General features: G+C 69.5%; 23 protein-coding genes. 16 read left to right on the top strand and 7 right to left on the bottom strand.

Annotated elements, in window-relative coordinates; genetic code table 11:
* The first annotated feature begins 26 nt into the window (after positions 1-26).
* Genes AB0I35_RS06715 through AB0I35_RS06700 form a run of 4 tightly spaced genes read left to right on the top strand, consistent with a single transcriptional unit; the run spans position 27 to position 4,184 of the window.
* Positions 27-719, top strand: coding sequence for a response regulator transcription factor (locus AB0I35_RS06715; protein WP_357394788.1), 693 nt, complete (start codon positions 27-29; stop codon positions 717-719).
* On the top strand, positions 716-1,930 hold the full coding sequence (locus AB0I35_RS06710) for an ATP-binding protein (protein ID WP_357394787.1): 1,215 nt from the start codon (positions 716-718) through the stop codon (positions 1,928-1,930). Before AB0I35_RS06715 ends, AB0I35_RS06710 begins: the two co-directional genes overlap by 4 nt.
* On the top strand, positions 1,923-2,948 hold the full coding sequence (locus AB0I35_RS06705; RefSeq protein WP_357394786.1) for a hypothetical protein: 1,026 nt from the start codon (positions 1,923-1,925) through the stop codon (positions 2,946-2,948). The genes AB0I35_RS06710 and AB0I35_RS06705 overlap by 8 nt, the downstream gene beginning before the upstream one ends.
* Before the next feature lie 36 nt (positions 2,949-2,984).
* Positions 2,985-4,184, top strand: coding sequence for a crosslink repair DNA glycosylase YcaQ family protein (locus tag AB0I35_RS06700; RefSeq protein WP_357394785.1), 1,200 nt, complete (start codon positions 2,985-2,987; stop codon positions 4,182-4,184).
* An 11-nt stretch (positions 4,185-4,195) separates the two neighbouring features.
* Here AB0I35_RS06700 and AB0I35_RS06695 read toward each other — a convergent pair whose 3' ends face one another.
* Positions 4,196-4,633: a hypothetical protein gene (locus AB0I35_RS06695; protein WP_357394784.1), complete on the bottom strand. Its 438-nt coding sequence runs from the start codon at positions 4,631-4,633 to the stop codon at positions 4,196-4,198.
* 114 nt (positions 4,634-4,747) lie between these two features.
* Between AB0I35_RS06695 and dapA the strand changes: the two genes are divergently transcribed.
* Both dapA and AB0I35_RS06685 read left to right on the top strand, forming a co-directional pair.
* Positions 4,748-5,656, top strand: coding sequence for a 4-hydroxy-tetrahydrodipicolinate synthase (gene dapA / locus AB0I35_RS06690; RefSeq protein WP_357394782.1), 909 nt, complete (start codon positions 4,748-4,750; stop codon positions 5,654-5,656).
* Positions 5,653-7,728 carry a ribonuclease J gene (locus tag AB0I35_RS06685; RefSeq protein WP_357394780.1) on the top strand — a complete coding sequence of 692 codons (2,076 nt, stop codon included), beginning with the start codon at positions 5,653-5,655 and terminating at the stop codon, positions 7,726-7,728. Before dapA ends, AB0I35_RS06685 begins: the two co-directional genes overlap by 4 nt.
* A 58-nt stretch (positions 7,729-7,786) precedes the next feature.
* Here the strand turns inward: AB0I35_RS06685 and AB0I35_RS06680 are convergent, their stop codons facing one another.
* Both AB0I35_RS06680 and AB0I35_RS06675 read right to left on the bottom strand, forming a co-directional pair.
* Positions 7,787-8,335: a hypothetical protein gene (locus AB0I35_RS06680; RefSeq protein WP_357394779.1), complete on the bottom strand. Its 549-nt coding sequence runs from the start codon at positions 8,333-8,335 to the stop codon at positions 7,787-7,789.
* Positions 8,336-8,369: 34 nt separating this feature from the next.
* Complete coding sequence (locus tag AB0I35_RS06675) at positions 8,370-8,753, bottom strand: DUF4189 domain-containing protein (RefSeq protein WP_067492712.1); 384 nt, start codon at positions 8,751-8,753, stop codon at positions 8,370-8,372.
* Between the two features lie 293 nt (positions 8,754-9,046).
* Between AB0I35_RS06675 and AB0I35_RS06670 the strand changes: the two genes are divergently transcribed.
* Positions 9,047-11,584, top strand: coding sequence for a DNA translocase FtsK (locus tag AB0I35_RS06670; RefSeq protein WP_357394778.1), 2,538 nt, complete (start codon positions 9,047-9,049; stop codon positions 11,582-11,584).
* A gap of 414 nt (positions 11,585-11,998) precedes the next feature.
* Positions 11,999-12,976 carry a TerC family protein gene (locus AB0I35_RS06665; protein WP_357145493.1) on the top strand — a complete coding sequence of 326 codons (978 nt, stop codon included), beginning with the start codon at positions 11,999-12,001 and terminating at the stop codon, positions 12,974-12,976.
* Positions 12,977-13,030: 54 nt separating this feature from the next.
* Here the strand turns inward: AB0I35_RS06665 and AB0I35_RS06660 are convergent, their stop codons facing one another.
* Both AB0I35_RS06660 and AB0I35_RS06655 read right to left on the bottom strand, forming a co-directional pair.
* The gene (locus AB0I35_RS06660; RefSeq protein WP_357394777.1) at positions 13,031-13,315 is read right to left on the bottom strand and encodes a YciI family protein; all 285 of its coding nucleotides are present in this window, start codon (positions 13,313-13,315) and stop codon (positions 13,031-13,033) included.
* A 38-nt stretch (positions 13,316-13,353) separates the two neighbouring features.
* Positions 13,354-13,920, bottom strand: coding sequence for an amino-acid N-acetyltransferase (locus AB0I35_RS06655; protein WP_357394776.1), 567 nt, complete (start codon positions 13,918-13,920; stop codon positions 13,354-13,356).
* A gap of 257 nt (positions 13,921-14,177) precedes the next feature.
* Between AB0I35_RS06655 and pgsA the strand changes: the two genes are divergently transcribed.
* The 5 genes from pgsA (at position 14,178) to AB0I35_RS06630 (ending at position 17,850) form a co-directional block, all read left to right on the top strand.
* Positions 14,178-14,816 (top strand): CDP-diacylglycerol--glycerol-3-phosphate 3-phosphatidyltransferase, encoded by a 639-nt coding sequence (pgsA, locus tag AB0I35_RS06650; protein ID WP_357394775.1) that lies wholly within the window; start codon positions 14,178-14,180, stop codon positions 14,814-14,816.
* Positions 14,813-15,322 carry a CinA family protein gene (locus tag AB0I35_RS06645; protein ID WP_357394773.1) on the top strand — a complete coding sequence of 170 codons (510 nt, stop codon included), beginning with the start codon at positions 14,813-14,815 and terminating at the stop codon, positions 15,320-15,322. The genes pgsA and AB0I35_RS06645 overlap by 4 nt, the downstream gene beginning before the upstream one ends.
* A gap of 92 nt (positions 15,323-15,414) precedes the next feature.
* Positions 15,415-15,840 carry a helix-turn-helix transcriptional regulator gene (locus AB0I35_RS06640; RefSeq protein ID WP_357394772.1) on the top strand — a complete coding sequence of 142 codons (426 nt, stop codon included), beginning with the start codon at positions 15,415-15,417 and terminating at the stop codon, positions 15,838-15,840.
* 183 nt (positions 15,841-16,023) lie between these two features.
* Positions 16,024-16,845, top strand: coding sequence for a PspA/IM30 family protein (locus tag AB0I35_RS06635; RefSeq protein WP_357394771.1), 822 nt, complete (start codon positions 16,024-16,026; stop codon positions 16,843-16,845).
* Positions 16,846-16,983: 138 nt separating this feature from the next.
* Positions 16,984-17,850 (top strand): hypothetical protein, encoded by an 867-nt coding sequence (locus tag AB0I35_RS06630; protein ID WP_357394770.1) that lies wholly within the window; start codon positions 16,984-16,986, stop codon positions 17,848-17,850.
* 19 nt (positions 17,851-17,869) lie between these two features.
* Here AB0I35_RS06630 and AB0I35_RS06625 read toward each other — a convergent pair whose 3' ends face one another.
* Together AB0I35_RS06625 and AB0I35_RS06620 are read right to left on the bottom strand one after the other, a co-directional pair.
* A complete protein-coding gene (locus tag AB0I35_RS06625; protein WP_357394769.1) occupies positions 17,870-19,360 on the bottom strand; it encodes a carboxylesterase family protein in 1,491 nt (496 codons plus the stop codon).
* 56 nt (positions 19,361-19,416) lie between these two features.
* Entirely contained in the window at positions 19,417-20,112 is a 696-nt protein-coding gene (locus AB0I35_RS06620; protein ID WP_357394768.1) for a maleylpyruvate isomerase family mycothiol-dependent enzyme, read from the bottom strand.
* A 154-nt stretch (positions 20,113-20,266) separates the two neighbouring features.
* Here AB0I35_RS06620 and AB0I35_RS06615 point away from each other — a divergent pair, with 154 nt between their 5' ends.
* From AB0I35_RS06615 to AB0I35_RS06605, 3 genes are all read left to right on the top strand, one after another.
* Positions 20,267-20,443: a hypothetical protein gene (locus AB0I35_RS06615; RefSeq protein ID WP_357394767.1), complete on the top strand. Its 177-nt coding sequence runs from the start codon at positions 20,267-20,269 to the stop codon at positions 20,441-20,443.
* Positions 20,444-20,459: 16 nt separating this feature from the next.
* Entirely contained in the window at positions 20,460-21,170 is a 711-nt protein-coding gene (locus AB0I35_RS06610) for a PIG-L deacetylase family protein (RefSeq protein ID WP_357394766.1), read from the top strand.
* Between the two features lie 131 nt (positions 21,171-21,301).
* Positions 21,302-22,456 (top strand): nucleotide disphospho-sugar-binding domain-containing protein, encoded by a 1,155-nt coding sequence (locus AB0I35_RS06605; RefSeq protein ID WP_357394764.1) that lies wholly within the window; start codon positions 21,302-21,304, stop codon positions 22,454-22,456.
* Positions 22,457-22,480 lie beyond the last annotated feature (24 nt).

Raw genomic sequence — 22,480 nt, 5'->3', positions numbered from 1 at the left:
CCCGACGTGTTGCGGGCTGGCCGCGGATGGGTGTTCGAGATGGGGAGTGGTCGGTGACCGAGGTGCAGACGGTGCGACGGATCGGGTTGGTCGAGGACCATGAATCGGTGGCGATCGGATTGGCCGCCATGCTCGGCCCCGAGCCCGACCTGGAGCTGGTCGCCACCGCCGAGACCGTCGCGGGCTTGCTCGCCGACACCGAGGACCTCGATCTGGTGGTGCTCGACCTGCGCCTGCCCGACGGATCGAGCCCCGAGGACAACGTCACCGCGCTGCGCGAGCGCGGTATCGAGGTACTGGTGTTCACCGGCGCCGACAACGCCTTCCTCGTCCGCTCGGCCGCCAAGGCGGGCGTGCTCGGCGTGCTGCGCAAATCCGAGGGCGCGGCCACCGTAGTGGACGCCGTGCGCCGCGCCGCCTCCGGCGAACAGGTGGTCACCACCGACTGGGCCGCCGCCATCGACGGCGACCCGCAGCTGTCGGACGTGGGTCTGAGCCCACGCCAAGAAGAAGTACTCATGCTCTACGCCTCGGGCGAGAAGGCCTCGCGCGTGGCCCGCCTGACGGGGCTGTCGGAACAGACCGTCAACGACTACCTCGGCCGCATCCGGCAGAAATACGCCGATGCGGGCAGGCCCGCGCCCACCAAGACCGACCTGTACAAACGGGCCGTGGAGGACGGGTGGCTGCCCGTGCCGGAGAGGCAGCAGCGCACGTGAGCACCGCGGTCGCCGCCGCGCCCGCACCCGTCGCCGAGATCGACCTGTCGCACGCGGCGACCGATCAGATCCTGCGCAGGCTCGGAGTGGTCATCGGGATCGGTGCGCTGATCGTGATGATGCTCGAATTGCCCGCGGTGCTGGTGCAGCCGGTCTACCTCGCCCGTTGGCCCGAGATCCACCTGGTGTCGGGTTACCTGATGTTCGCGGTGCTGGCGATCGTGTCGGCCCGCGGTCCGGTACGCGCGATCCGGCGCGCCGCCGGGACCGCCGCGGTGATCTACCTCGCCGCCGCGGCGGTGACGCCGGTGCTGTACTCGGTGACCTACATCGGCTCGTTCGCGTCCTGGCCCTACCGGGGACTGGCCGTCGGTGCGCTCGCGGCCGGTCTGGCATGGCCACGGCGGGTGGCTGCGGTCTTCGTCGCGCTGCTGGCGACGGTGGCCGCGATATCGAATGTGCTGGTGATTCCAGGTAGTTCGATGTGGACGCTGGTCGGTGACATCACCCGGGCGCTCGGTGTGGCCGCGCTGTTCCTGTGGTGCGTGGTGTACGCGCGGGCCGCCGCCGAACGAGTCGACCGGGAGGCGATCCGGCAGCGGGTGCGCGCCGCGACGGTAGCGGCGACCACCGCCCGCGAACGCGAAGGCGCCCGCTTCGCCGCACTCATCCACGACGCGGTGCTGTCGACCCTGCTCGAAGCCTCACGCAGTGCCGGGTCGACGCCGGTGCTACGCCGCCAGGCCGCGCGCACTCTCGAACAGCTCGAACAGTCACGCAACGCCCCCGAGATCGACCACTTCGACGCCGCCGCCACGGTCGAGTTCCTGCGCGACGCGGTGCGCGAAGTGGATCCCGAACTGCCCGTTCAGGTTTCCTCACGCGGTGCCGATTTGCGGCTGCCGGTCGAATCGGCGCGGGTGCTCGGCGCGGCGCTCATGGAGGCGGTGCGCAACAGCCTGCGCCATGCGGGTACACCCGGTCGCACCGTCCGGCGTGGCTTGTCGGTGACGATCGCGACCGGCGGCATCCGGGTGGTGCTCACCGACGACGGCGTCGGCTTCGACCCGGCCCGCGTTCCGGCCGACCGGATGGGTATCACCGGCAGCATCCTCGGCCGCATGCGCACCCTCGCGGGCGGCGCGGCGTTCGTCGAGTCCTCGCCCGGGGCGGGCACCGTGGTCACCCTGGTATGGGCCAGCGATGGCTGAGCGCGACCTGCCCTTCGGGATGCGCGACCTGTTCGGCCTCAGCGACGGAACCGCCTGGCTGTTCGTCGTCATCTTCGAAGCGACCATCGTGATGCACCTGCGGGTGAACTTCGGCATCGCCCCACTGCTGCCCGCCACGGCCGCGCTGCTGCTGATGGCGGCGGCCGCGCTGGTGGTGCTGGTGTTCCCGATGGATCCGCTGCCCTGGCCGCCGACGGTGTTCGTCGCGGCCGCCGGGCCGATGGCGATGGCGCTGACCGTGCCGTGGGTGCAGAACCCCTCGGGCTTCTCCAACCAGCTGTGGACGGCCTATCCCACCTCGTACCTGCTGGCCATGCTCGTCCTGCGCGGGCGGGTCGGTGCGGCCTGGCTCGGTGTGGCCGCGGCCGCGTCGGTGCTCATGACACTCGGGGTGTTCACCGACTGGCACGCGGAAACGGTGGTGCGCGCGTTGACCCCGATCGCGACCGTCGGCGCGGTGACGGTGTTCATGGCCATCGTGCGGCCCACCCAGCGCTCGCTGCGCGAGCTGGGGTCGCAGGCGAATCTGCGCGCCGCCACCGAGGCGGCCCTGCACGCGGCGACCGCCGAGCGGGACCGTCAGCTGGTCCGGCTCGACCAGGTGGCGGGCCCCATCCTGACCCGCATCGCCGAGGGCCGTGAACTCACCGACGACGAACGCGAACAGTGCAGGCTGCTCGAAGCCGAACTGCGCGACGGATTGCGCGCCCCCGAACTGGTCACCGAACGCCTCAGCGCCGCCGCCCGGGGCGCGCGGGCGCGCGGCGTGGAGGTGACACTGCTCGACGACGGCGGCTTCCGCGGTGTCCCGGAATGGGTGCGGCGCAACGTGATCGAGGCCGCCGTAGACGCACTCGACGCGGCCCGGGCGGGCACCGTGACCGTGCGGGTCCTGCCGATCGGCAGGCGCTGGGTGGCGACGGTGCTGGCCACCGGACCCGACGGTGACCGGCGCACCGAGATCGATACCGCCGGTGACGTGCGGGTTTCCACCTGACCCGAACCTGTCGTACCCCTGTGCCAGGGTGGTGGCATGCAGCGGATGAATGCGGCGGCGGCCCGGCGGATCGCGCTGGCCGCCCAGGGTTTCGGCAAACGCCGCCCGGCCAACCCCAAACGGCGGGCGATTCTCGATGTGGTGGCCAGAACCCGCCTGCTGCAACTGGATTCGGTCTCGGCGGTGGTCCGCGCCCACTACGCGCCGGTGTTCAGCCGGATCGGCCCCTACGACCGCACGCTGCTCGACGGCGCCGCCTGGAGCGACAGCCCACGTGCCAGGCGCGGTCTCGTCGAGTACTGGGCGCACGAGGCCGCGCTCATCCCGGTGGCCGACTGGCCGCTGATGCGATGGCGCATGGCCGAATACGAGCACGGCCGGTGGGCGGGCATGCGCAAGGCGGCCGAACGCAATCCGACGCTCGGCAAGGACATCCTCGACGTGGTCACCGAAGTCGGTGCGGCCAGCGCCCGCGAGATCGAACGACACCTCGAACTCGACAAACCACGCCCCAAGGGCACCTGGTGGAACCTCAGTGACACCAAACTGATCTGCGAACAGCTGTTCGCCGCGGGCGAGTTGTCCACCGCGCGCCGGGTCGGGTTCACCCGCCATTACGACCTCACCGAGCGCGTCGTCCCCGCCGACATCCGCGAGCGCGAGATCGCCGAAGCCGACGCGGTGCGGGAACTGGTGCGCCGCGCGAGCCGGGCGCTCGGCATCGCCACCGAACCCGACCTGCGCGACTACTACCGGCTGAACCGGCGCCAGAGCGCCCCGGCCATCGCCGAACTGGTCGACGCGGGCGAACTCCTACCGGTCGACGTCGACGGCTGGGACGCACCGGCCTACCTGCACCCGGAGGCGAGTATCCCGCGCCGGATCACCGGCGCGGCCCTGCTGTGCCCGTTCGACCCGCTCATCTTCTTCCGGCCCCGCACGCAGCGCGTGTTCGACTTCCACTACCGCATCGAGATCTACACGCCCGAACCCCAACGGGTGCACGGGTATTACGTCTTCCCGTTCCTGCTCGACGGCAAGCTCGTGGGCCGGGTCGACCTGCGCGCCGAACGCGCGACCGGGCGGCTGCTCGCGCCCGCCGCGTTCGCCGAACCCGGCCACGCCACCGCCGAGACCGCCCACGCCCTGCGCGGCGCGCTGCGGGAGATGGCGGACTGGCTCGAACTCGACGAGGTGGTGATCGGCGAGCGCGGCGACCTGGCCCCGCTGTTATGACCGGGTGCGCGTCACCACTTCTGTCCGCGCATCTGATCGCGCAGCGCGCCGGTGACCGCATTCGAGAGCCACGAGTTCAGTGACTGCCCGTTCTGCTGGGCGGCTTCCTCGGCGCGGGACTTGAGCTGTTCGACCAAACGCAGGGTGACGCGGCTGATGTCGCCGGTCATCTCCTCGAAGGTCGGGGGTTCGGCGTCGTCGCCGGACGTGTTCTTGCGCACGTCGGCCACGACGTCGGTGCCGTCGAGACGCACGTGCACGGTGCGGTCACCGAGCTCGGTGCTGATCTCGGCGGCCAGTTCCGACAGCGCCGACAGCAGCACCAGCCGGTGCGAGCTCTCCACCGCTGCGGCCAGTGCGGCGGCGGTGGCCTGCGTTTTCTCGTCGCCGAGAGCCGCGGCGGCGAGCAGTTCCTCGCGCAGCCGCGCGGTGTGAGCGTTCAGATCCATGACATCAGCATGACGTCACAGATGACATCACGCAAGGAAGGCGACCCCTACCGGCCGCGACTTCGGCCGCTAGGGTGTCGAGGCTCCCGAGCCGACCGGGTAGCCTTTCTGACCATGACGAACGGTGAATCGACGCCCACGGAGCTGCACGCATCCGGCACGGTAGGTGTCGCGATGGTGACCCCCTTCAGCGCTGCGGGCAAGCTCGACGTGGACGCCGGGGTGACGCTTGCCGCTCGCCTGGTCGATCGCGGCGTCGATCTGCTCGTCGTCTCGGGCACCACCGGCGAGTCGCCGACCACCACCGAGTCGGAGAAGGTCGACCTGCTGCGTGCCGTCGTCGACGCCGTCGGCGACCGCGCCACCATCATGGCCGGTGCCGGAACCTACGACACCGCGCATTCCATCGAGCTCTCGCGCGCCGCCGAGAACGCGGGCGCCCACGGTCTGCTCGTGGTGACCCCTTATTACTCCCGGCCGACGCAGGAGGGGCTGATCGCGCACTTCACCGCGGTCGCCGACGCCACGTCGCTGCCGGTGACGCTCTACGACATTCCACCGCGGTCGGTGGTGCCGATCGCCATCGACACGATCCGATATCTGTCCGAGCATCCGAACATCGTCGCCGTGAAGGACGCCAAGGGCGACCTCGTCTCCGGTGCCGATCTCATCTCGAGCACGGGACTGGCGTTCTACTCCGGTGACGACGGGCTCAATCTGCCCTGGCTCTCGGTGGGTGCTGTCGGATTCATCAGTGTGATCGGGCATCTGGTGCCCGAACGCCTGCGCGAGATCCACCAGGCCTACACGGCCGGTGAGGTGGCTCGGGCCAGGGAGCTCAACGCGACACTGCTGCCGCTGTACGCGGCCATGACCCGCCTGGGAGGTGTGGCGATGTGTAAGGGAGGACTTCAATTGCTCGGGATCGACGTGGGTGAACCACGGTTGCCCCAGCTGATGCCGACGCCGGCTCAGCTCGACGAGCTGGCGCTGGATCTGCAAGCCGCGGGGGTGACCGCGTGACCGAACCCACTGGTCGTAAGCCCCGTCGCCGGGCCGCGTCGCGTCCCGCGGGCGCGCCGGAACCCACCCCGGCCGAGACCGTGCGGGAGACGCAGCCGGTCGCCGCGCCGCCCGTGGCCGAGCAGCCGGTTGCCGCACCCGCCGCGGTCGAGCCGGTCGCCGAGATCGTCGCCGAGGCGGAACTGACGGCCGAGGCCGAATCGGCACCCGAGGCGCTCGAGATCGTTCAGGACCGCGCCCCCGCGAAGAAGGCGGCGTCACGTCGCGCCAAGGCCAAGCCCGCCGAACAGGCCGCCGCCCAGCAGCCGAACCGTCGCGGTGGCGGCGGCGGCAGGGGCAGGCAGGGTGGCCGGGGTCGCGGTGACGCGCAGGCCGAACCGCGCGAGAAGGCGGCTCAGGACAAACTCGGTCTGCCGCCCAAGCTGCCCAAGAACGGGTTGCGCGTGTTCGCGCTCGGCGGCATCGGCGAAATCGGCCGCAACATGACCGTTTTCGAATACAACGGCAAGTTGCTGATCGTCGACTGCGGTGTGCTGTTCCCCGAGGACCAGCAGCCCGGCGTCGACCTGATCCTGCCCGACTTCCGGCCCATCGAGGACCGGATGGACGACATCGAGGCGATCGTGCTCACGCACGGTCACGAGGACCACATCGGCGCGGTGCCGTTCCTGCTGCGCATGCGCCCCGACATCCCGGTGATCGGCGCCAAGTTCACCCTCGCCCTGGTCGCGGCGAAGGCCCGCGAGCACCGGCTGCAGCCCAAGCTGCGCGAGGTCGCCGAGGGGGAGACCACGGTGCACGGGCCGTTCGAGCTCGAGTACTTCGCGGTCAACCACTCCATCCCCGACGCGCTGGCCGTGGCCATCCGCACCCCGGCGGGCGTGGTGCTGCACACCGGTGACATCAAGCTCGACCAGCTGCCCCTGGACGGCCGCCTCACCGACCTGGCCGGCTTCTCCCGCCTGGGCGACGAGGGCGTCGACCTGTTCCTGGTCGACTCGACCAACGCCGAGGTCCCCGGCTTCGTCACTCCCGAACGCGAGATCGGTGGAGTGCTCGACAATGTGATCGGCAAGGCCCGCAACCGGGTGATCGTCGCGTCGTTCGCCAGCCACGTGCACCGCATCCAGCAGGTGGTGGACGTGGCCCAGAAGCACAACCGCAAGGTGTGTTTCGTCGGCCGCTCGATGGTGCGCAACATGCAGATCGCCCAGGACCTCGGCTACCTGTCGGTGCCCGACAACGTCGTGGTCGAAATGGATCAGGCCGCGAACCTGCCCGGCAACCGCCTGGTGCTGATCTCCACCGGCTCCCAGGGTGAGCCGCTCTCGGCGCTGGCACGGATGGCCCGCGGCGACCACCGCCAGATCAACATCCGCGCCGACGACCTCATCGTGCTCGCGTCCTCGCTGATCCCCGGCAACGAGAACTCGGTGTTCGCCGTGGTCAACGGCCTGGCCCGGCTCGGCGCCACCGTCATCACCCAGCAGAGCGCCAAGGTGCACGTCTCCGGACACGCCTCGGCCGGTGAGCTGCTGTACCTGTACAACGCGGTGCGCCCGACCAACGCCATGCCGGTGCACGGCGAATGGCGGCACCTGCGCGCCAACGCCGCGCTCGCGGTGGCTACCGGGGTGCCGGAGGAGCGGGTCGTGCTCGCCGAGGACGGCGTCGTGGTCGACCTGGTCGACGGCATCGCCTCCATCGTCGGCCGGGTCCCGGTCGGGCACGTCTATGTCGACGGCCTCTCCGTCGGTGACGTCGGCGAGTCGACGCTGTCGGACCGCCTGGTCCTCGGTGAGGGTGGCTTCATCTCGATCGCCATCGTCATCGACGCCACCACCGGCAAGGCGGTGAGCACCCCAGAGATCAACGGGCGCGGCTTCTCCGACGACCCCACCGCCCTCGACGGTGCGAACGAACTGGTCGAGGCGGAGCTGCTCCGACTGGCGGGCGAGGGCATCACCGACACCCACCGCATCGCCCAGGGCGTTCGCCGGGTCGTCGGCCGCTGGGTCGCCGACACCTACCGTCGCCGCCCGATGATCGTGCCGACAGTCATCGGCGTCTGACCTCACGGAAAACGAAAACCGCCGGGTGACGTTGTCGCCCGGCGGTTTTCGTCGTCTCTCAGGCTTGGCAGGCCGCGGAGTCGAGCTTGGCCGACTTCACGATGTTGCAGGCGAAGGTGTGCGACACCTTCCACGACTCGTCCTCGGCGACGAAGTCGATGAAGGCGTCCTGCACGGGCTGGCCGTCGATGGTGACATCGGCGTCGGCCTTGAGCTTGCCGTCGGCGGGCTCGCCCACATTGGTGATGGAGACCTTCACATTGTTCTTCTTCGCGGCGTCGACGAACTTGTCGACCAGCATCGGGTCCTGATCGGCGTCCTCGATGTAGGTCTTCTTCTCGTCGGCGGTGAGCTGGCCGCTCATCGCCTTGGTGAGCCGCGCGTTGAGCTCCTCGACGGTCGGCTTGGGCAGGTTCGGCGGGGTGGTCTCGGCGACGTCGCCGCCTTCTTCCTTGTCCTGCTTGGCTGTACCGGACTCGAACGCGGCCGCGGTGGTGGTGGCGCCCGCGCTGCTCGAGTCGGTGTCCGAAGAACCGCACGCGCTCAGCCCCAGCGACGCGACGAGCGCGACGAGCACGGCGGCGGTCTTGATCGGTCGGTTGTTCACTACAACTCCCATGATGGTGGTCGAAACGGTCGGGCTAGAGCTGGTAACCGCTGGTGCAGTTCCAGTGCTTGATCGAGGCATTGCCCGGATTGCGGTTCAGCGCTTCGCGTTTGGCGCCACCGATGGTCGAGGCCGAGCCGTAGCTCCACCAGCCACGCGAGATCGCGATGGCTCCGCAGCCGTTTCGATAGGAGACCTTCACGTCGCAACCGCCGCCGCCACCACCGCGCCGGCAGGCGGCCATGGCGCCCGCTTCGGCGTCGGCGTAGCTGCCGTAGTCGGTCGCGTACCCGTACACCCCCGATTTGACCGACGCCGCGATGGCGCCGTAGTAGCCCGACTGCGCCTGGGCCGGTGCGATGTGACCCGCGAACATGGTCGCGACGGTGGCACCGAGCACGGCCGCGCTGGTGAGCATTCTCTTCACTTGTTCCCCTTCATACACATGGGTCGACGACCCGATAGAGCGCAGTCAAAGTACCGAGCGGTGTGCTGCCCGCGCCACCGCTGGCAGCCCAGATCGGCCGAAATGCTGGAAATCGGCAAGGATTCGGTAAGCGACGGGCCGCGAAACGCCCTCGATCCGGGATTTCCGCGCGTTGACCGGCGGGCCCGCGACCTGCGGGTCCGACGCGTATCGGCGGTCACATCACCCGTGGGACCAGTGTTGCGGATGGTCTCGATGGTGTGCGAGCGGCTAGCCTGATCGTCATGGCAGGTAAGTCCCGCAGCACCACGACCTCTCGTGCGCGGGCGGGATCGAGCAGGGGGCAGACGCCGTCGGCGCGGTCTCGTTCGACGACACCGCGAGCGTCGTCGGCCGCGCGTGGGCGTACCACCCCCGCCCGCAGACCCGTCAAACGCGCCTCGAACACCGCCCCGCTGGCCGTCATCGGCCGGGGCGTCAACAGCGGCTGGACGATGCTCGCGCGCGGCCTCGGCGCCACCACCCGCACGCTGAGCCGCGCGGGCGAACTCGAGCACGGGCATCGGCGCGACGGCATCGGCTTGGCGCTCATCGCGTTGAGCGTGATCATCGCCGCCGCGGTGTGGTTGTCGGCGGGTGGTCCGGTGGGGCGTTTCCTCGAAGACATCGTGCGCGCGATCGCCGGGTCGGCGGCCGCGGTGGCGCCACTGCTGTTCGTGGCGATCGCGGTGGTGCTGATGCGCACCGAACCGCATCCGGAGATCCGGCCACGACTGGTGCTCGGTGGGCTGCTGGTGATCCTGCCCGCGCTCGGCATCTGGCATCTCGCGGCCGGGTCACCTACCGACGCGCACGGCCGTTCGCGTGCCGCGGGCGCGCTCGGCTACGCGATCGGTGGCCCGCTCGGCCAGGGGCTCACTCCGTGGCTGGCGATGCCGATTCTGTTGCTGGCCATGGTGTTCGGCGTGCTGTTGCTCACCGGGACCACGGTGCGCGAGGTGCCGACACGGTTGCGCGAATACTTCGGCCTCGGCGAATACGCCGACGACAGCGACCCTTACGACCCGGCCAACTACGACGCCGACGGATTCCCGGTGCACCGCAACCGGTCCCGTCGCGGCGCGGCTTCGGCGGCCGACGATTTCGCCGGATCCGACGCGGTCACCGAGTCGCTGGGCGAGCCGCCGCTGCGCGATGCCAAACCGATCGTCGACGAGCCGCCCGCTCCCGCGCCGAAACCGGCCCGCAAGCGCCCGGCCCCCGCACCTGTCGACCAGACACCGCCGCCACCACCGGAACCGGAGTTCGTCACCGACCGTGTGGTCGACGGCGACTACTCGCTGCCGCCGCTGAGCCTGCTGCTCGACGGCGACCCGCCCAAGAAGCGTTCGGCCGCCAACGAATCGATGATCGAGGCGATCACCGAGGTCCTGGTGCAGTTCAAGATCGACGCCGCGGTCACCGGATTCGTGCGCGGGCCGACCGTCACCCGGTACGAGGTGGAGCTCGGCCCCGGCGTGAAGGTCGAGAAGATCACCGCCCTGGCCCGCAACCTCGCCTACGCCGTGGCGACGGAGAACGTGCGTCTGCTCGCGCCCATCCCGGGCAAGTCGGCGGTGGGTATCGAGGTGCCCAACGCCGACCGCGAACTGGTCCGCCTGGCCGACGTGCTCAAGTCGCCGCACACCCGCAACGACCACCATCCGCTGGTGATCGGTCTCGGCAAGAACATCGAGGGCGAGTTCGTCTCGGCGAACCTGGCCAAGATGCCGCACCTGCTGGTGGCGGGTTCCACCGGTTCCGGTAAGTCCAGCTTCGTCAACTCGATGCTGATCTCGTTGCTGCACCGGGCCACCCCCGAAGAGGTCAGGATGATCCTGATCGACCCGAAGATGGTGGAACTCACACCCTACGAGGGCATTCCCCACCTGATCACGCCCATCATCACCCAGCCGAAGAAGGCCGCCGCCGCGCTGGCCTGGCTGGTGGAGGAGATGGAACAGCGCTACCAGGACATGCAGGCCAACAAGGTCCGTCACATCGACGACTTCAACAAGAACGTGCGCTCGGGCAAGATCACCGCCCCGCTCGGCAGCGAACGGGTCTACCGGCCCTACCCGTACATCCTCGCCATCGTCGACGAGCTCGCCGACCTGATGATGACCGCCCCCCGGGACGTCGAGGACGCGATCGTGCGGATCACCCAGAAGGCGCGCGCGGCGGGCATTCACCTGGTGCTGGCCACGCAGCGGCCCTCGGTGGACGTGGTGACCGGTCTGATCAAGACCAACGTGCCCTCGCGGCTGGCGTTCGCGACCTCCTCGCTCACCGACTCACGCGTCATCCTCGATCAGCCGGGCGCGGAGAAGCTGATCGGCATGGGCGACGGCTTGTTCCTGCCGATGGGTGCGGGTAAGCCGACGCGTCTGCAGGGGGCGTTCATCTCCGACGAGGAGATCCAGGCGGTCGTCGAGTTCAGCAAGACTCAGGCCGAACCGGAGTACCAGGAGGGCGTCACCGCCGCGAAGGCGGGCGAGACCAAGGACGTCGACCCCGATATCGGCGACGACATGGACGTGTTGCTGCAGGCGGTGGAACTGGTCGTCACCTCGCAGTTCGGCTCCACCTCCATGCTGCAGCGCAAACTGCGTGTCGGTTTCGCCAAGGCGGGCAGGCTGATGGACCTCATGGAGACCCGAGGTGTCGTCGGCCCGAGCGAAGGCTCCAAGGCACGCGACGTGCTGGTGAAGCCCGACGAACTAGACGGCCTGCTGTGGTCGATTCGTGGCGGTGATCCGGCGGATTCCGGGGACGGCGAATAGCGCACGGCTGGTTTGCTCTGACCGTGCCGTCAGCGAGCGGCGACGAACGAGGAGGGACCGGGGTGCGGAGTGCCGATCGCGGGGAGCGGCCGGAGGCGGGCTCGGGTCAGCCGGCGATGCCCACGCGCGACACGCGCTGCGGGCTCGCGGTGACCTCGGGCAGCCGTGACATCGCGGCGAGATGGTCGTATTCGACGGTCACGGCTGACTCCTCTCGCGGTACCGGTGTGTGGTCGATGTGTCGACGGTAGCAGCGGCGCTGACGAGGCGAAACGGGTTTTCGGCGGGTTACCGGGGTGGACGGGTCGGCGCGGCTGTGTGTGGAATCATGGCGGGCAATCGCTCCGCAAAGTTGGCTGAAACGGACATATTGGACATGATGGACGGCATGAACCTCATCGATCGGACCACTTCATGGATGTGACCACGCTCGAATGGGTGATCACCGGCTTGGTGATCCTCGGACTGTTCGTCTTCGACTTCTTCGCCCACGTGCGCACGCCGCATGAACCGACCTTCAAGGAATCGGGCATCTGGTCGGCCGTCTACATCGGCCTCGCCCTGCTGTTCGGCGGGTACGTCGCCTGGAAATGGGGCGGCACCTTCGCCGGGGAGTACTACGCCGGTTTCGTCACCGAGAAGGCGCTCTCGGTGGACAACCTGTTCATCTTCCTCATCATCATGACCACCTTCGCGGTGCCGCGGATGTACCAGCAGAAGGTGCTGCTCATCGGCATCGTGCTGGCCCTGGTGATGCGCGGTGTGTTCATCGCCGTCGGCGCGGCCGCGATCAGCGCCTTCAGCTGGGTGTTCTACCTGTTCGGCGCGTTCCTGATCTACACCGCGATCAAGCTGCTGCGCGAGAGCGGGCACGAGGCCGAGCACGAGGAGCAGCGCGACAGCCGCATCGTCGCGCTGGCCAAGCGGGTCCTGCCGACCACCGACCAGTACGACGGCGACAAGCTGATCACCAAGATCGACGGCAAACGAGTGGTCACCCCGCTGCTGCTGGCGCTGCTCGCCATCGGTTTCGCCGACCTGCTCTTCGCGCTGGACTCGATTCCGGCCATCTACGGCCTCACCGAGCAGCCGTACCTGGTCTTCACCGCCAACGCCTTCGCCCTGATGGGTCTGCGTCAGCTGTACTTCCTCATCGGTGGGTTGCTGGACCGGCTGGTGTACCTGTCCTACGGTCTGGCCGCCATCCTGGCGTTCATCGGTGTGAAGCTGGTGCTGCACGCCCTGCACGAGAACACGCTGGGCTTCATCAACGGCGGCGAGCACGTGAGCGTGCCGGAGATCTCCACGCCGGTGTCGCTGAGCGTGATCCTCGGGATCCTCGTGATCGCGACGGTGGCGAGCCTGCTGAAGACCCGCCGCACGTCTGTCTGACCGACGAGGAACAGCCCGGAACCCGTGGGGTTCCGGGCTGTTCGCCTGTGCGGGCTATGCGGAGAAGGCGCCCATCACGGGCAGCCACTCGACCACGCGCACGTCCTCGATCAGGCCGAGCTTCGCGAACGGGTCCTCGGTGAGCAGTTGCTCGAGCGAGGGCTTGTCCTCGGCCCGGAACAGCAGCAGGGCGCCCGAACCGTCCGCGTACGGGCCGCTGGTGAGCACGGTGCCCGCGTCGACCAAGGCGTTGAGCCAGCCCCGGTGCTCGGGCCGATTGGTGGTCCGCTCGGCGGCGGTGGCCTCGGTGTAGGTGTAGTGGACGGCGAAGATCGGCACGTCGATCAACTTTCTCGCGGTGGTATCCAAGTGGGTATCTACAGGGTGAGCAGCATGCGGGTGTTGCCGAGGGTGTTCGGCTTCACGAAACTCAGGTCGAGGAACTCGGCGACACCGGTGTCGTAGGAACGGCACATCTCCGCGTACACCTCGGCGGTCACCGGCGTGCCGTCGATCTCGACGAAACCGTGTCTGCCGAAGAAGTCGACCTCGAAGGTCAGCACGAACACCCGCTGCAACTGCAGCTCCCGCGCCACCTCGATCAGCCGGCGCACCACCGCCCCGCCCACCCCGCGGCCCTTGACCACCGGATCGACCGCGACCGTGCGTACCTCGCCCAGATCGGCCCACAGCACGTGCAGCGCGCCGCAGCCCACCACCCGGCCGTCGACCTCGGCAACCCAGAACTCCTGCACCGACTCGTACAGGGTGACCAGGTTCTTCTCCAGCAGGATCCGGCCGGCGTACTCGTCGACCAGACGTTTGATCTCGGGGACGTCCGAGGTTCGCGCTCGTCGCACGGTGACGTCTCGAACTGGCGCCACGGTAGGCGCGGACGGGTGCGCGTCGCTGGTCGGACCACCTGCTGGTCCCCGTGAAGTCATGGGGTGCACAGTAGTCGGCCCGGTTACCGATAGTCTGAACGTGTGCCGCACATCCTGTCGTTCCGCTCATCGCATCGCGCCGGGCCCGGCGACCGGGGAATACGGCACTGCACGCGTGAGCAAACATCGCGCGACACACCCGATATTCGGCGCAGTGCCGGTGAGTGCCGAGAGGGCGGGGGCATGAGAGGTCAGCGCCTGGCGGCGGAAGCGTGCGTGACCACGGAGGGCGCCCGATCATGCCGAGAAGACGCAGCATGAGCGTGCGACCCGAGGAGATCGAACGCGGGGCGGCCCGGCTGCCGGGGATGTCCGACCATCAGGTCCCGGTGGTCAATATCGCGAATGTGCTGACGGTGGCGCGCATCGTCCTGGTGCCGCTGTTCGTGCTCGCGCTGTTCGCCGACGGCGGGCACGACACCCGCTGGCGCGTGATCGCGGCGGCCGTGTTCGGCCTCGCCGCCATCACCGACCGATTCGACGGGCAACTCGCCCGCAAATACGGTCTGGTCACCGATTTCGGCAAGCTCGCCGACCCCATCGCCGACAAGGCGCTGATCGGCGCCGCCCTGATCGGGCTCTCGATCCTCGGTGACCTGCCCTGGTGGATCACCCTGGTCATCTGCGGCCGCGAACTCGGCATCACCCTGCTGCGGCTGGTCGTGGTGCGGCGCGGGGTGATCCCGGCCGGGCGCGGCGGCAAACTCAAGACACTCGTGCAATCGGTGGCCATCGCCCTGCTGGTGCTGCCGCTGTCCGGTGCGTTCGCCACCGCGGGCATGGTGCTGATGTACCTGGCCGTGGCACTCACCGTGATCACCGGCCTCGACTACGTGGGCCAGGCCGCGCGGGTGTGGGTGGCGGGTGGTCGCGCGCGCAACGAGTCGCGCGCGTGAGCGACCCCCTGGTCACCGGTGCGCCTGTCGCCGAGCTGGTCGCGGCACTCACGGCCGCGGGCCAGACCGTCGCCACCGCCGAATCGCTCACCGCGGGGCTGCTCGCCGCGACGATCGCCGGGGTGCCCGGTGCGAGTGTGGTGCTGCGCGGCGGGCTCATCGTGTACGCCACCGACCTCAAGCACCAGCTCGCGGGGGTGGACGAAGAGGTGCTGCGCGTCGAGGGCGCGGTCGCGGCGTCCACCGCCGAACAGCTCGCCGTGGGCGCGCGCGAACGCTGCGTGGCGGACTGGGGGATCGGTCTCACCGGGGTCGCTGGACCCGATTCCCAGGACGGGCATCCGGTCGGCACGGTATACCTCGGAGTAGCCGGACCCGATCACAGCGCGGTGAGCCGGTTGAAACTGCACGGTGACCGGTGGAACATCAGGATCGGTGCGGTGCACAACGCGATCGGGGAGTTATTGCGCTGTGTCGATGGGTACGGCGATGTGACGACGGACTAGCCGCGTCCGGGAACCCTGGGCCGCTGCTCGACGTTGTGTCAGGAAGAGGTGAGCACCGCCCGAGGCGGTGACCCGAGGTGGAGGAGAACGAGATGACGCTGCTGCGGGAGGCAATCGGGGACAGTCTGCGGCGTGCGCGTCTGGCCCAGCATCGGACGCTGCGCGAGGTGTCGACCTCGGCGCGCGTGAGCCTCGGCTACCTGTCGGAAGTGGAGCGCGGCCGCAAGGAAGCCTCCAGTGAACTGCTCGCCGCCATCTGCGAGGCACTCGACGTGCCGTTGTCGCGGGTGCTGTGGGACGTGAGCACCATCATGGCCGGAGCCGACAGCTCCGTGCCCCGCGAACCCGCGCTCGCCGAGCCCGTGGCCGATCCCGTCGCCGAACCGGTGCCCGCCGAGCCGTCGGCCACCGCGAGCGCGCAGGCCGACGTGGACGCGCGCATCGGGATCGCCGAGGACACCCGCATCGTCATCCCGGCCCCGCGGGCCGAGATGCTGGTATTGGTGAAAGGGATGTGACGCGGCGAACCCGCGTGACGCTGCGCACTACTGGTGAGAGCGGATAGATTCTCATCAGGCGTCGAGTGGGCCGGTCATATCGGTCCGGGTGCCGCATGGTGAAGGATAAGCACATATCTGGTGCGTGACGGTCGCGCACCACCAGTCGCACGAGCGACGCACAGATGGAGGCGGGATCAATCGATGGCTAATCCGTTCGTGAAGGCCTGGAAGTACATGATGGCCCTTTTCGACTCCAAGATCGAAGAGCATGCGGATCCGAAGGTCCAGATCCAGCAGGCGATCGAGGAGGCGCAGCGTCAGCATCAGGCGCTGTCGCAGCAGGCGGCGTCGGTGATCGGCAACCAGCGTCAGCTGGAGATGAAGCTGAACCGCCAGCTCGACGAGGTCGAAAAACTCAACGCCAACGCCCGGCAGGCCGTCACCCTCGCCGACCAGGCACAGGCCGCGGGCGACACCGAGAAGGCGATCCAGTACACCAACGCCGCCGAGGCGTTCGCCGCCCAGCTGGTCACCGCCGAGCAGTCGGTGGAAGACCTCAAGGTGCTGCACGACCAGTCCCTGCAGGCCGCCGCACAGGCCAAGAAGGCGGTCGAGCAGAACGCGATGATGCTGCAGCAGAAGGTCGCCGAGCGCACCAAACTGCTCAGCCAGCTCGAGCAGGCCAAGATGCAGGAGCAGGTCTCGGCCTCGCTGCAGCAGATGGACTCCACTCTGTCCGCGCCCGGTTCCACCCCCAGCCTCGACGCCGTGCGCGACAAGATCGAACGCCGCTACGCCAACGCCCTCGGATCGGCTGAGCTGGCCCAGAATTCGGTGCAGGGCCGGATGATGGAGGTGCAGCAGGCCAGCATCCAGATGGCCGGGCACAGCAAGCTCGAGCAGATCCGTGCCTCCATGCGCGGCGATGCCCTGCCCACCGGGAACAACGCGGCCCTCGACCCGGCCACCCAGCAGCCCGCGGCGCCACAGATCAACAAGGGTGGCCAGGCGGCTCAGCAGTAGTCACGCCACCTCGGGCCGTCGGCCGACGCTCGATACTCGCGCCCGGCGCGGGCGTCGAACGCCGACCGGCGGCCCGGCCCTGTTCGCAGGTGAGGTTGTCGTACCCGCGTGGCACTCTGGGTAGGTGGAAGGATCACGATGAGCGGGAGAACGCGGCGCGACCGCATCGAAGTCGCCGACCCGATGGCGGTTGCGCAGTCGACGACGAACGGCGGGGTTCCGGCGACACTGCGCGGAGTGGGCGAGCAGGCGCTCGTCGCGGTGCGGCGCTGGGCCGACCCGCGCGAGCGTGAGCTACGGCGTCGCCGCCGGATGCGCAGGCGTAGTTTCCAGCTGGGTACGGCCTCGGGGATCACCACGGTCGGCGCGGTGGGGCTGGCCGTGGTGTCGGCGCCTGCGTGGGCGGTGGTCGTCATCGGCGGTGGGGCAGTGGCTTTCGTGACCGGCGCCGCGGTGAACACGCGGCGGTACCTGCGCACCCGTGGTCAGCCGTTGCCGCAGGCGACCTTCGTGCCGCGCAAATCACCGGGACTGCGGTCCGCGGCCCGGCCGCCGATCCAGCGGCTGATCCGCGCCGAACGCGCGCTGCACGGGCTCGGCGCCCAGATCGCGCGCACCAGGCGCCTCCCCGAAGACGAGTTGCGCGACCTGCTCGCTACGGCGAGCTCCGGCGCGGCGGCCCTGCACGCGCTGGCCGCCGACGTGGTCGCCATGGAACAGGCCGCCGACACAGTGGGCCGGGCGAACCCGGAGACGGTGTCGGCATTGAAGACCACGGTGACCGCCGTGCTCGCGCGCCTGGAGACCGGCGTCGTGGAGTACGAACAGCTCGTCGCGGCGGCCGCCCGTATCCTGGCCGTCCCCGAGGACACGGTTGTCGCCTACCAGTTCAACGGCATCGTCGCCGATCTGCGCGAAGCCGCCGATCGCCTCGACGGCTGGGCCCAGGCTCTCACCGAAATGGCCGACGGCCCAGGGCTTTCCGCCCCGGATCTGCCGCGTTGACGAACGCCCGGCCGAGAGGTCAGGCGCGCGCGGCTTGTCGTAGGGCGGCCAGTTCGTCGGCACGCAACCCGGCGACGGTCGAGGACTCGGGAGAGTCGAAGACACGCACGTTCGGCTCCTCGGCGGTGAACGCGGACCAGCCCGTTGTGCCGTCGGTGGCGAAGGACACCCAGGCGGCGTGGATCTCATCGGCGAGCGCCTGCGGCGGCGTCGGCCCGGTGAGGGTGTGGGCTTGGTCGAGGGCGTCGAAGACGAACGGCACTTCCAGGACGTGGCACGCACCGAGCCCGGCGATGCCGGTGGGCCAGGCGAATTCGTACACGTGGGTCGGGGCGGTGCCCGCGTTGACCACCGCCAGATCCATGGTGCCCGCGCGGAAGCACCAGTCGGTGAGCACGGCGTTGAAGATCTGGTCGGGCGTGGCGTCGGGACGTCGCGCCGAATAGGTCCGGGCGACCACCGGATCGATGCCGTAGCGGGTGAGCACGAAGGGGAGCGTGTCCGCGGTGACGCCCGCGGCGATACCGGTGGGGACCGTGAAGAAGCGGAACTCGTCGGCGGTGGTGCCCGCGATGAGCGGAACCCGTCGTCGCGGGTGGGTTGCGAGTACCTCTGTCGGAGTGCCGTCGAGGATGTCACCGTCGATCACCGGGAAAAGGCTCATGATGCCGAGGCCGCGCTCGATCACCGAGGCGCCCCACCGCTGCGGATCGGGGTCGGTCATCAGCGCCAGCGCGACGGCGTTCTGCGCCGCGCGTAGGTCGTCGGGGCCTAAAGCGGCGAAATCCGTTGCGGTCGGTGTGATTCCGCGGGCATCGGCCAGCGCGGCCGAAACCAGGCGCGCGTCGTCGACCTCGGCGGCGACGGATCCGTTGCCGCTCTGCATGATCGCCCGGCGGAACAGTCCCGCCGACTGTGGCGCCGCCATCAGCGCGGCCACGCTCATACCGCCCGCGGACTCCCCGAAGATCGTCACATTGTCCGGGTCGCCACCGAACGCGGCGATGTTCTCCCGCACCCAGCGCAGCGCGCAGAGTTGGTCGTGCAGACCACGATTCGAGGGTGCGCCGTCGAGCACCGCGAACCCGGAGATCCCCAGGCGGTAGTTGATCGACACCATGACCACACCGTCACGCGCGAACGCGGTGCCGTCGTAGATCCGGCGTGCGTTGGATCCGCGCACGAACGCGCCGCCATGAATCCACACCAGCACCGGCAGGCCCGCACCGCCCACATCGGGTGTCCAGACGTTCACATTGAGGTAGTCGTCGCCGGGGATGCCGTCGCTGCCGATCAGGGCGTGGATCGGCGCGGGATACGGCGACTGCGCGCACGTCGGACCCATACTCGTCGCCTCGCGCACGCCCGCCCAGCGCTCCACCGGTTCGGGCAAACGGAACCTTCGCGGCCCCACCGGCGCCGCCGCGTACGGCACACCGAGGAACCGGGTGACGCCGCCTTCGGTCGTGCCCCGAATCGCGCCGCCGGTAATCGTGACGATCGGTTCCATCGGTCCTCCTCGCAGTCGAAGCCGATTATGGACGCTTGTCCGATTCGGTGGGGTGCTTATGGGACCAAGGGCCCGGTGAGGACGCGCAGCCCGGCGGCGCGGTCGCCGTCCCAGCGCAGACCCTGGTGCTCGGGCGGGATGCGGGCCCACAGCGCGAGCAGCAGATCCGACGCCGTACCCGCCAGCTCGGCCACCGGTTCGCCGGGACCGTAGGTCCAGCAGCGATCGGTGTCGGTGGTGCGAATGCGCAGCGCCACATCCGGTTCGGTCGCCAGACCGCGGTGGATCATCCGGGGTGCGAACAGCTCGAAGACCTCATCGATGCCGTCCTCGGCGATCGCGCGCTCGAACGGCTCGGCCTGCCCGAGCGCGTGCAGGCCGTCCCACCGGTGCATCAGCGTCTCGTGGGCGCGGCGACGGCGCCAGAAGCCGACCGTGCGCGGCATGGCACGGGTGAAGGTCCACGCTTCCTGGTCGGGATCGGTCGACAGGGTCGTGACGAGGGCGTCGGCGGACTCGTCGTACCACTCGCGCAGGGCCGCGGGATCTTTCGGCGCGGGCCGGCCGTCGTCGTCACCACGAAGCTCGGTGACGGCGGTGACCACCCACTGGTTACCCCGGCCCAGGTGCTCGACCAGATCGTAGAAGGTCCAGTCGCCGCAGGTGGTGACCGGTGCGGCGAGATCGACGTCGTCGGTGATCAGTTCGCCGAACGTGGTGAGTTCGGTACGCAGCAGAGCCAGGTAGTTCATGGATCGACGGTAGATGGCGACGGCGCCAGTCTCGGGGTGAACCCTGATCTCTACCCGGATATCCGTGCTGACCTGGTGATTCATCACCGTTGCGGTGGCAGCATCGAAGGTGTCGATCGCGGCTGTGCGGTCGCGGACACCGAGGAGTCACATCATGGGTTTCAAGGTCATCGGCATCGTCGTCGTAGCGGTCATCGCATTCTGGATCATCGGGGCGATCCTCGAGGCGGTGCTGCCGATTCTGGTGCTCGCCGCGATCGGCACCGGGCTGTACCTGCTGTACAAGGCGGTGACAGGGTCGGGAGACAAGACGCCGGTCAGCAAGATCTAGCCCTAGCATGGGCGGGGTGGAACAGCTACCCGAGGATTGGCAGCGCGGACTCGTGATCGTCGCGCATCCGGACGACATCGAATACGGTGCGGCGGCGGCCGTCGCGCGCTGGACGAAGCAGGGCAAGGACATTCGCTATCTGCTCGTCACCCGTGGGGAAGCCGGGATCGCGGGCGTTCCCCCCGCGCAGGCCGCGCCGTTGCGGGAGGCCGAGGAGATCGCGGGCGCACGCGAAGTCGGCGTGCATACCGTCGAATTCCTCGACTACCCCGACGGGCGCATCGAGGAGAGTCTTGCGCTGCGCCGTGACCTGGCCGCCGCGATCCGCAGGCATCGCCCCGAGATGGTCGTGCTGTTCAACTTCGGCGATACCTGGGCGCCCGGCTTCGTGAACAGCGCCGATCACCGGGCCGTCGGCCGCTCGGCGATGGACGCGATCTCCGATGCGGGCAACGAATGGATCTTCCCCGAGATCGCCGATCTCGCGCCGTGGTCCGCGCGCTGGGCCGCCGTCGTCGGCCCGGTCGCCACCCACGCGGTGGACGTGAGTGATCAGCTGGACCGGGCACGGGCCAGCCTGGCCGCGCATCGGCGCTATCTGCAGGTGCTGAGCTCGGTCCCGGTGGAAGAACAGGTGGACGAGATCGTGGCGATGGCAACGGGTCCCAAGGACGGATTCCCGGCCGCGCACGCGGTCGGTTTCGAACTGTTCACCTTCGCGGGCTGAGCGCACGCCGGAATCGGTGACGCGGCCCGATTGTCTTGGGCGCGTGGGCGAGTCGGCCCGGCATCGGCCGATGTGGGTCGTATCGACGGGGTCGCGACCGTGCGGCCTGCGGATATGGCATGGTGAGGCGCATGCGAGTAGCTGTGGTGGCCGGGCCCGACCCAGGGCATGCGTTTCCCGCGATCGCGTTGTGTCTGCGGTTGCTGGACGCCGGAGACGAGCCGGTGTTGTTCACCGGTCCCCGGTGGCTCGACGCGGCGCGGGCCGCGGGCATCGGTGTGCGCAAACTCAAAGGGCTGGCGCCGCGCTCGGTCGACGACGACACCGACGCGGGCGCCCGCATCCACGAACGCGCCGCCTACATCGCCACGGAGAACCTGCCCGAACTCGGTGCCATGCTGCCCGACCTGGTCGTCTCCGATGTGCTCACCGCCGGGGGCGGTCTCGCGGCCGAACGCCTCGGCGTGCCATGGGTGGAGCTCTCACCGCACCCGCTGTACCGCCCGTCGAAGGGCCTGCCGCCGATCGGGAGTGGCCTGGCACCGGGCGAGGGAGTGCGCGGCCGGCTGCGCGACACCGTGCTGCGCACCATGACCGATCGTGCGGTGCGGGCCGGTGAGCGGCAGCGTTCGGCGGCACGGGTGAGTATCGGGCTGCCCGCCGAGGACCCGGGTCCCGCCGCTCGCCTCATCGCCACCCTGCCCGCGCTCGAGCTGCCACGTCCCGACTGGCCCGCCGACACCTACGTCGTCGGCCCGCTGCTCTGGGAGCCCACCGATGCCGTGCTCGAACTGCCACCCGGCGACGAACCACTGGTGATGGTTGCCCCGTCCACCGCCCACACCGGGGTGGCGGGCATGGCCGAGACCGTGCTCGACGGCCTGTCCGGACTCGGTGTGCGCGCGGCGGTTTCGATGCTCGACACCCCACCGGCAGACCTGCCCGCCTGGGCGACGGCAGGGCTGGGCCGTCAGGACGAACTGCTCACCCACGCCGCGGTGGTCGTCGGTGGGGGCGGGCACGGGTTGCTCGCGAAATCCCTCTCCGCCGGGGTGCCGGTGGTGACCGTGCCCGGCGGCGGCGACCAGTGGGAGCTGGCCAATCGTGCGGTGCGCCAAGGCAGTTCGCTGCTGATCCGGCCGCTCACCCCGGACGCCGTCGCCGCGGCCGTGCGGCAGGTCCTCGACGACAAGGCGTTCGCCGCCGCCGCGCGCCGGGCCGCGGACGGCCTCGACGAGGTCGCTGACCCGGTCGAGATCTGTCATCGCGTCGGGGCCACGGTCTGAGGAACCGGCCGGGCTCGCAACGGC

The sequence above is a fragment of the Nocardia sp. NPDC050378 genome (assembly GCF_040655675.1).
Classification (GTDB): Bacteria; Actinomycetota; Actinomycetes; order Mycobacteriales; family Mycobacteriaceae; genus Nocardia; species Nocardia coubleae.
The sequence above is the reverse complement of the archived record's forward strand: the minus strand, read 5'-3'. Positions and strand labels throughout refer to the sequence as shown.